The sequence below is a fragment of the Niallia sp. FSL R7-0648 genome, from assembly GCF_038007005.1.
GTDB classification, from domain to species: Bacteria; Bacillota; Bacilli; order Bacillales; family Cytobacillaceae; genus Niallia; species Niallia circulans.
Genome location: NZ_JBBOWE010000003.1, coordinates 1 through 7,580, shown reverse-complemented (window position 1 = coordinate 7,580; position 7,580 = coordinate 1). Strand labels below are relative to the sequence as shown.

The 7,580-nt window shown below is 31.3% G+C and carries 10 protein-coding genes; 2 read left to right on the top strand and 8 right to left on the bottom strand.

Translation table 11 applies throughout. The annotated features are described in order from the left end of the window. The 4 genes from NSQ89_RS25190 to NSQ89_RS25175 form a co-directional block, all read right to left on the bottom strand. A partial coding sequence (locus NSQ89_RS25190; protein WP_341133452.1) for a hypothetical protein occupies positions 1-352 on the bottom strand: 352 nt, incomplete at its 3' end. 313 nt (positions 353-665) lie between these two features. Continuing rightward, entirely contained in the window at positions 666-833 is a 168-nt protein-coding gene (locus NSQ89_RS25185; protein ID WP_341133451.1) for an antitoxin VbhA family protein, read from the bottom strand. Positions 834-903: 70 nt separating this feature from the next. Beyond that, complete coding sequence (locus NSQ89_RS25180) at positions 904-1,434, bottom strand: MerR family transcriptional regulator (protein ID WP_341133450.1); 531 nt, start codon at positions 1,432-1,434, stop codon at positions 904-906. A 732-nt stretch (positions 1,435-2,166) separates the two neighbouring features. Next, positions 2,167-2,733, bottom strand: coding sequence for a YiiX/YebB-like N1pC/P60 family cysteine hydrolase (locus NSQ89_RS25175; protein WP_341118316.1), 567 nt, complete (start codon positions 2,731-2,733; stop codon positions 2,167-2,169). An 80-nt stretch (positions 2,734-2,813) separates the two neighbouring features. Between NSQ89_RS25175 and NSQ89_RS25170 the strand changes: the two genes are divergently transcribed. Then, positions 2,814-3,167, top strand: a complete 354-nt coding sequence (locus NSQ89_RS25170) for a DUF3139 domain-containing protein (RefSeq protein WP_341133449.1) — start codon at positions 2,814-2,816, stop codon at positions 3,165-3,167. A 371-nt stretch (positions 3,168-3,538) separates the two neighbouring features. Here NSQ89_RS25170 and NSQ89_RS25165 read toward each other — a convergent pair whose 3' ends face one another. Further along, a complete protein-coding gene (locus NSQ89_RS25165; protein WP_341133448.1) occupies positions 3,539-3,835 on the bottom strand; it encodes a conjugal transfer protein TraD in 297 nt (98 codons plus the stop codon). Between NSQ89_RS25165 and mobQ the strand changes: the two genes are divergently transcribed. Continuing rightward, positions 3,777-5,687: a MobQ family relaxase gene (gene mobQ, locus NSQ89_RS25160; protein WP_341133453.1), complete on the top strand. Its 1,911-nt coding sequence runs from the start codon at positions 3,777-3,779 to the stop codon at positions 5,685-5,687. The two genes, NSQ89_RS25165 and mobQ, sit on opposite strands and share 59 nt — an antisense overlap. 22 nt (positions 5,688-5,709) lie before the next feature. Here mobQ and NSQ89_RS25155 read toward each other — a convergent pair whose 3' ends face one another. From NSQ89_RS25155 to NSQ89_RS25145, 3 genes are all read right to left on the bottom strand, one after another. After that, the gene (locus NSQ89_RS25155; RefSeq protein WP_341118321.1) at positions 5,710-5,898 is read right to left on the bottom strand and encodes a hypothetical protein; all 189 of its coding nucleotides are present in this window, start codon (positions 5,896-5,898) and stop codon (positions 5,710-5,712) included. 346 nt (positions 5,899-6,244) lie between these two features. Then, positions 6,245-6,943, bottom strand: a complete 699-nt coding sequence (locus NSQ89_RS25150; RefSeq protein WP_341133447.1) for a Rep protein — start codon at positions 6,941-6,943, stop codon at positions 6,245-6,247. A 182-nt stretch (positions 6,944-7,125) separates the two neighbouring features. Beyond that, positions 7,126-7,539, bottom strand: coding sequence for a hypothetical protein (locus NSQ89_RS25145; RefSeq protein ID WP_341133446.1), 414 nt, complete (start codon positions 7,537-7,539; stop codon positions 7,126-7,128). Positions 7,540-7,580: the final 41 nt, after the last annotated feature.

Genomic DNA, 7,580 nt, shown 5'->3' with positions numbered 1-7,580 from the left:
AATAAGCAGACATAGATTTTAAATCCTTATCCTTAATATCACTCTTTATTTTACTCCATATATCTTCTGGAAGGGTTATAGACACCTTTTTAGTAATTCCCATAGACGGACGCCCTACATTTTCCTTTTTAGCTGAATTAGAGTGTTTTAAATGGTCTGGTAACGTATCGTATCGATAAGGCGGAATATAGAGCTGACCTAACATTTCGTTTATTGTTTCCATAGCAACTCCTTCTTTTGTGGCCAAGTCTACAAATTCATTTTCCAGCTGCTCCATTGTCTTATTTATTTCCTCTTCACCATTCCAACGAGCATCATATAATTTTTTATGTAAATCCCATATTTTCAACATTTTTTAACCGCCTTTTTGAGTTACCTTTATAATAACATTTAAGTAACTTTTATTCAAACGTAAAAAAGATACCGATTTTCCAAAATAGAATAATCCGTATCTTTCTCCTAACAGCTATACACTTGCTTGAAAAATAATTGCTTGTTTTTTCTTACTTCCACATAACCAGTAATCTTATATTGTGAAGGTACTTCATTCAATGCTAGCAATTCTTCATAGAAAAAAAGTGTTCTACTTGTTTCTTTTTAAAAACCAGCTTATTTGTTTCTAAAATTTCATGAATCATTAGCATAAAATCGCCCACCATCTTATTTTACTTTTTATCAGCTAATTCCTTTAACTGATTGATAAAATCTTCCTCTGAAATATGCCCTTCTAGAGATTTTCTTACTAAATCCTCTTGCTCTTTGGAAACATCCATTCCAGATAATCGCAACGAAGCTTTTGCATATTTCATCGCTTCTTCATTGGTCCTTTTCATAAAAACTCCTCCTTAATCACCCTAAAGGTTTATAGGTTGCCATAAAGGCAACCATTCTCCCTAATGTTTTTTACCTGAAGAGTTTTTTCCACCAGGGTTTTACGTTTTCTTCTTCTTTGGCAGCTGCTATTTCTAATCTCTTTTCTTCTAATGATTGTTGTAATTGCATCGTTAGGATCCGATCTCTTTTTTCTACAACATCATTCATTTTATATTCAAATACTTTCAACATATTTTCTCTTTCTTCTTCAATTGCTATTTTTACTACTCTTTGTATCGTTTCTTCTAATTCACTCTTTGATAAACGGATCTCATCCGTGAAAACGCTGGGCGTTTTTGTAGCGTTTTTTTCGTCTACATTCATTGATACGACAGCTTTTAACGCGTCTGCGAAAGATACGTTGTTGGACAATAATTTTTTTAATTCTCTTAACGCTTTAAAATCGCGTTCATAATAAATCCGTTGTCCTTTTTCATTTCGTTCAATTATATAGCCATGCTGTTCTAACTCAATAGACCATCTTCTTAAACTAGAAGTAGTTATTTCTAAATCAGCCGCAACATCTTTAGAAAAATAGCCAAAGCTATTAGCGTTTTTCATAGCGATTATTCACTCCTTCTACTTTTACTCTTCGATAATCTAGTAGAATTTCCTTCTTTCCTTTCAATCATCGTGAAAAGTCAATTATATAATGAAGTAGCATTTAGAAGTAAAACGGAGGGATCTAGAGAATGACTTTTTATTATGAAGCTATTTTTCTCGATATTTCCCAAACGCCAAAAGGCGGAATTTGCCCCAATATGGACAAATTCCGCCTTTTGTTTTTTTGATTACTGTGTATAGGACATTTTATGTAAACTAACTTTAATGACCTAAAAGCTCATATTCAGATTCAGAGGGGGATTATCAATTAATCTAATATTTAAATCCTAAAAAGCTTTGGTCGCTAAATAGGGGTAATATGGAAATTTGTTAATCTTTCTATTTTTTTGCAAATCTATTATTTTATTTTGTAGAACAATAGATTATGTTAGAATAAAGAAAAAAAACAAAAAGCCATTTTCCTCAAGCTTAAGTGCTCCAACACACCTAACGGAAAATGACTTTACCCTTGCCCAAAACAAGGTTATTTGTAAAATTATTGTACTCGAATTAACTCTATATTTCAATGATTAATAATAGACATTTTTTGAGCATACACAAATAACCCATTTACCGACAAAGAGATATTTTACTAATGATGATGCAGTAAACCTAATTTGCTTTCAGTTCCCTAAGTTAAAACTCTAAGCTTTGCTTAGAGTTTTTATACTAATCAATATTTCTACATTTCTACCATTTTACTGAAGCAACAATAGATCCCATCCCACTGTAACCTACTTTATTTATGAAAGCATAAGGATGAATTATTCCAGAAGATGCTAATATAGGATAACCTGTACCATAGTAATATGCTTGATAAACTAATTTTGAACAATAGGTAGGATCTTTTGAACTGAGATTAGGTGTTATTGAATATTTTGCTTTAGGATAATCTTTTAAATATTTAGCTGCCCAACTTGCGGCTTTTGATGGCTTGCCTTTGTATTTGCTGTTTGTCCTAACAACCTTTGTAGAAGTATATTTTTTAAACCAAGAAGAAATTGAGATTTTGGACGGGTGAGCACCGGGCCCTGAAATATGCGCTATGTATGTACTATCGATAACTATTCCTGCATGTCCAGTAATTCCTTTGCAATTAGGTTTACAATTAGTTGTTTTGGTAACCACAATATCACCAGCTTTAACGGTAGCTTTAGTTCCTGGATAACTAGCTGCACTTGCTTCATTAGTTTGAAAGGTCAATGAAAAAACAAGTAAAAGTGCAGCTGTAACTAAAATACTAATAATTTTTTTCAACTTTATCACTCCAATATCTTATATTTTGTTACAATATTATCCATTATATTACATAATGCACCAAATGAGGAGGTAAAAATATGAAAAAAAGAATATTTTTGTTATTGATATTTTTTGTGATTTTTGGAGGAATAGGTTTGTATATTTATTTCAGTAATAATCCATCTGCTAAACCTTCTGAAGAAAGAATGGAAGATATTTGTGATAAAGTAGAAGATTATTTGATAAATGAAAAAGGGTATGATAAAAAAGAAATTTTATCATTAGAGCCTCAATTTGATCCTAGGTTCGCAGGATCCGATGCAGCCTACAGCGTGACTGTTGTTTTTGCGGATGAACAAGATATTGAATATCAATATGGTATGAACGGTAATGAAGTTTTTCAAGAAGGGTACTCTGGATCTAAAGATAATCCAATTCATGCAGAACAATAAAAATATATAAGAAAAAATTGATTGAGCACTGTTTTTTTCAATTAGAAACAAAAGAATTAACAAATTTTTTCATGTATTTAACCGAACAATTTAGTGAAAATAAAAAAACATAGTTCAAAAAGGGAGCGATAAATTTCTAAATCAAAAAATTTCAAAAGTAGAGAGTTAAGATATATGTGTTGATAAAACATATTCAGAAACATAAAAAAGAGTAGTTGAACTACTCTTTTTTATTTACTCTTTTTAAACCACAGGCTCTGCCTGTGTGAAAATAAAAGGGATTTTATATAAAAGAATAAAAGATACTTTACTTCATTTAAAAATACAGTAAAATATATTAGTTTTATATTGCTAAAATATAGAGAATGAAATTATTTTTCTAGATTAATTTGAAGAATTTTTCTTGCTTGTTCAATATCCATCTTCAATATTTTTTCTTTATTTTTCACTACATCTTTCTTAAAAGAAGCAATCAATTTAATTATTTCTTCTTCCCCTTCAATCTCAAAATGTTTCTCAATTAATCCACCCACTTGAATTAATCTTCTAGTTCTTTCTTTTCTCTCCTTTTGTCTCACTTGATTCGCCAATCGTTGTTTCTCCAGTTGCATCTTCCTAATTTTTTCTTCTAAATCTACTAATCTCTCTTCTTCCGTTTTTCGAGCCAAAGCTCTCACTTCCTACCCTATTATTTTCTTTATTATATCCAAAATTACGAGCGAAAACTCAGTTGCTTCTGCTTCTTATCGATCAGGAGAAAAACTACGTGATGAACAATCAGAGCAAACTAAATATTATAAAAGAGAAGTGCAACCGGAAAATCATATTCTGGCTCCTTTTCATGCTCCATCATGGGTTCAAAATAGAGAGTTTCTTTGGAATGAAGTGGAGAGAAGCGAAACAAGAAAAAATTCTCAACTAGCAAGAGAAATTAATATTGCTTTGCCACGAGAACTTTCTAATGAACAGCAAACCGAATTAATCAAAGGATATGTTCAAGAACAATTTGTAGATAAAGGCATGATTGCCGATATTGCTATTCATCGAGATGATAAAGAAAATCCACACGCTCATGTTATGTTGACCACTAGAGAAATTTCAGAAAATGGTTTTACTAAAAAGAATCGTGATTGGAATAAAAAAGAACTACTGGAGCAATGGAGAGAACAATGGTCTGAACATGCCAACAAGGCACTTGAAAAAGAAAATATTCAAGAACGGATTACCCATAAATCTCATGCAGATCGTGGACTTGAAATTTTACCTACTGTTCATTTAGGACATGTAGCTTCTGATATGGAGAAAAAGGGAATCGAAACAGACCGAGGAACTATTAATCGTGAAGTAAAACAGCATAATGCCATTGTTTATGACTTGCAAAAATATCGTGAAGAAAAGCAACAGCGACAAACCTTAATAAAAGAACAGGAACAAAAAAAGACAGTTGCTTTCGCTCCTGCAGAACAAAAAGTATTAGACTATATTCAAACAAAAATGATAAAAGAAAAACCGACTTTAGAGAATATTTCTAAGATAAAAGAGATTAATGAAATATGGCATAGCCAAAACAATTCCAAGCATTATCAACTTCAAAACAAGCAAAAAAACATGGATAATCTTTTCCAAGCAAATGCCACTTTATCAAGCTTTGAAAAACAAATAAGCGAAAAAGAGCAAGCACTTGAAAATACAGGATTCTTCCAACGAAAACAGAAAGAGCAACTACGCAATGAAATTAATTCTTTAAGCCAAACTCTTGATAGCCAAAAAAAGAGAGTATCCATTTTAATGCGAGATAATAACATTTCAACTAGAGAAGAAATTCCATTTAGAAAAAAACAAATGGATAAAGAAATCGAACAATCTCGTACTGAATTAGAAGGAGAAAGAACAGCTTACAAAAACACTAATAAGTTATTGAAACAAGGGGAAACGATCCTAAAAAATCATGAAATCAAAAAGACGACTTCTCTATATCCAGAACTAGAAAATAAGCGAATCGATTATAAAACAGCTATAAAATTACAAGACGTTCATAAACGTTATAATCTTTCAAAAATTAGCGATATACCAACAGTTATCGAGAAGAATAAAGCTGAAATAAACAACATATCGAAAAACATTTCTACTTATGAACAAAGAGTAAAAACAGCAAATCAAGCAGAAATAAGATTAGGAATACTTAATAAAATAAAAAGCAAGTTAGAAGCGATTGAAAACAATCCTTTCCAATATGGAAAATTACTACATGATTCAGTTACAAAAGAAGAATATAAAAAATTAAAAAAACAACAAAGTTCTATAGGACGTGAACTTCGTTCTGTTGGATATACCACTGTTGGTTCTATCAAAGAAGACAGCAAATTGATGAACGAACTCAAACCTACTTATGATAAATATGTAAAAAAACTTGAAGAACTACAGAAAGAAAACGAAACCTTATCCAATATTCAAAAAGACTTACAACGAGCAAATAAAAGAGAACAATATTTATCAAGAGATAATGGATTAGAAAGATAGAGGGTGTAAATTTTACAACCCCTTATTTCAACTTCCAATTCATTTCGTATTTTTCAAATACCTTGATGAGATCATCAAGCAATTGCTCGCTTTCTTTCCATGACAAAGGCTTTTTTTCATAATCCCGACTATACTCAAACGTTACACGCCAATTACGATTGCAATCAAAAGTACCATTAATAATCTGTTTAGACCTTTCAAACTCATGCATAAAGAAGCACCTACCTTTTAAATTATTATATCGTAGTTATTTCTAATTTGATAACCACCCTTAAATGCAAGGTTTTTAGTTGCCTTTATGGCAACTTTTTAGCCTTTATGGCAATAACATAATTAAGATAAAAATAGGAAGCACAAAATTATAGCCAAATTACTCCTTAATAATAGTGATAATAGAGAGAGTTTTTGAAAAGTCGGTTAATACGTTGGTATGACTGGATTTGTTCGACTTTTAAGGGTGTGACGTTTTGGTCACGAAAATGATTAAAAATGTGACCTTTTGGTTACACCTAAAAATTCCCAAATAACAAAAAAACCATATCAAAATTGATATGGTTTTAAAAGAATCTAACCGGTAAATTTACCTTTTTTCCATCTTTATCTTTAAGATTTTTTAAAGAATGTTGAAATAATCTCATAGTTAATTTATCTAATTGCACATCATTTTTTCTTGGAGCACAAATCATAATATATGGATTTACAATCCAAGTTCTAGGACTTACAGTTCTTCCATTTTCAATGGTATGCCCAGCACCTTCTGGATTTAATAAAATTTCTTTTCTTTTTAAACTATTCATTACTTTGGAAGTCTTCTCTCTACTTCTACCTAACATTTCTGCAATATCTGAAATTGTTGCCGATTTAGGAAGTTCAAAATCATCCTCAACAACATTTTTCTTTTTCTTTTTAAATTTATCTTCTCTACAAATTATTACATTACTTTTAAATTCTAAATAAGGTTGAATGCGAAATAAAAAGCTTTCTTCCGAAGTAGTCAAATAATCTATCTGCACTAATAAATCTAAATTTCTATGCATAACTTGATTAAAAGGCTCCCCTGCAAATGGATTTTTTTCTGTACCTATGTAATGCTTCTCTCCAGTGAGGTTTTCAAGTTCCCCTAACAAAGATTGTTTAATCTCTTCTATTTGCTTTCTAACCTCTGAATCTTTTTCTGAGTCCCTTTTTCTAGCATTTCTTTCAGCTTTGTTTAAAGCACTACTTAAATTTACTATATTACTGTTTTCTTTTTTCACAAAAATTCCTCTCCCCTACTGGAAGGAATTAACCGCTGTATGTTAGAATATAATTATTCTATAAGTGAATACAGGACAATTCCTGTCCTTGATGTAGAGAAACCCTTCCAGTCGGCTAAAACTATGAGGGTTTCTCTTTTTCTTTTTATTACAATAACCCTACCAATATTTCCCCATTTTTTCTAGTCCTTTTCTATCTTCTCTTTTAATCTTTCTAGTAATTTATCATCTATTCTTTTCGGTTTATACCCCATTCTATCAATCAATATACCCTCTATAACCTTCATACGAGCAGTATAAAGACGATATTCACTTTCCGCCAAACCTTTTATATCATTAGGAACTACAACCCCGTCAGGGGCCTTCTGAACGGTTCTCATAAGGTGATAGCAACTTGTCCGCTTTTCTCTCACCAGTCGAAGCAAAACTAAGAGATCATATGTATGAAAAGAAACCAAAACCGAAAACGGTCTTTCGCATAACTCCAAATACATAAAACCATTTAGTTTCGGTCTTTTCACTTTTAATGGTGCTTCACAAAAAGAACATATTTCTGCATAACCGCTATTCTCTTGACCACAATAAGAACAAAGCAATTAGGCTTCCCCCTTGTAACGATCTAAAGCTAATTCTCTAA

Coding starts and splice junctions, on each gene's coding strand:
- NSQ89_RS25185 (WP_341133451.1), bottom strand. CDS start 833: ATGAAAAGGACCAATGAAGAAGCGATGAAATATGCAAAAGCTTCGTTG.
- NSQ89_RS25180 (WP_341133450.1), bottom strand. CDS start 1,434: ATGAAAAACGCTAATAGCTTTGGCTATTTTTCTAAAGATGTTGCGGCT.
- NSQ89_RS25170 (WP_341133449.1), top strand. CDS start 2,814: ATGAAAAAAAGAATATTTTTGTTATTGATATTTTTTGTGATTTTTGGA.
- NSQ89_RS25155 (WP_341118321.1), bottom strand. CDS start 5,898: ATGCATGAGTTTGAAAGGTCTAAACAGATTATTAATGGTACTTTTGAT.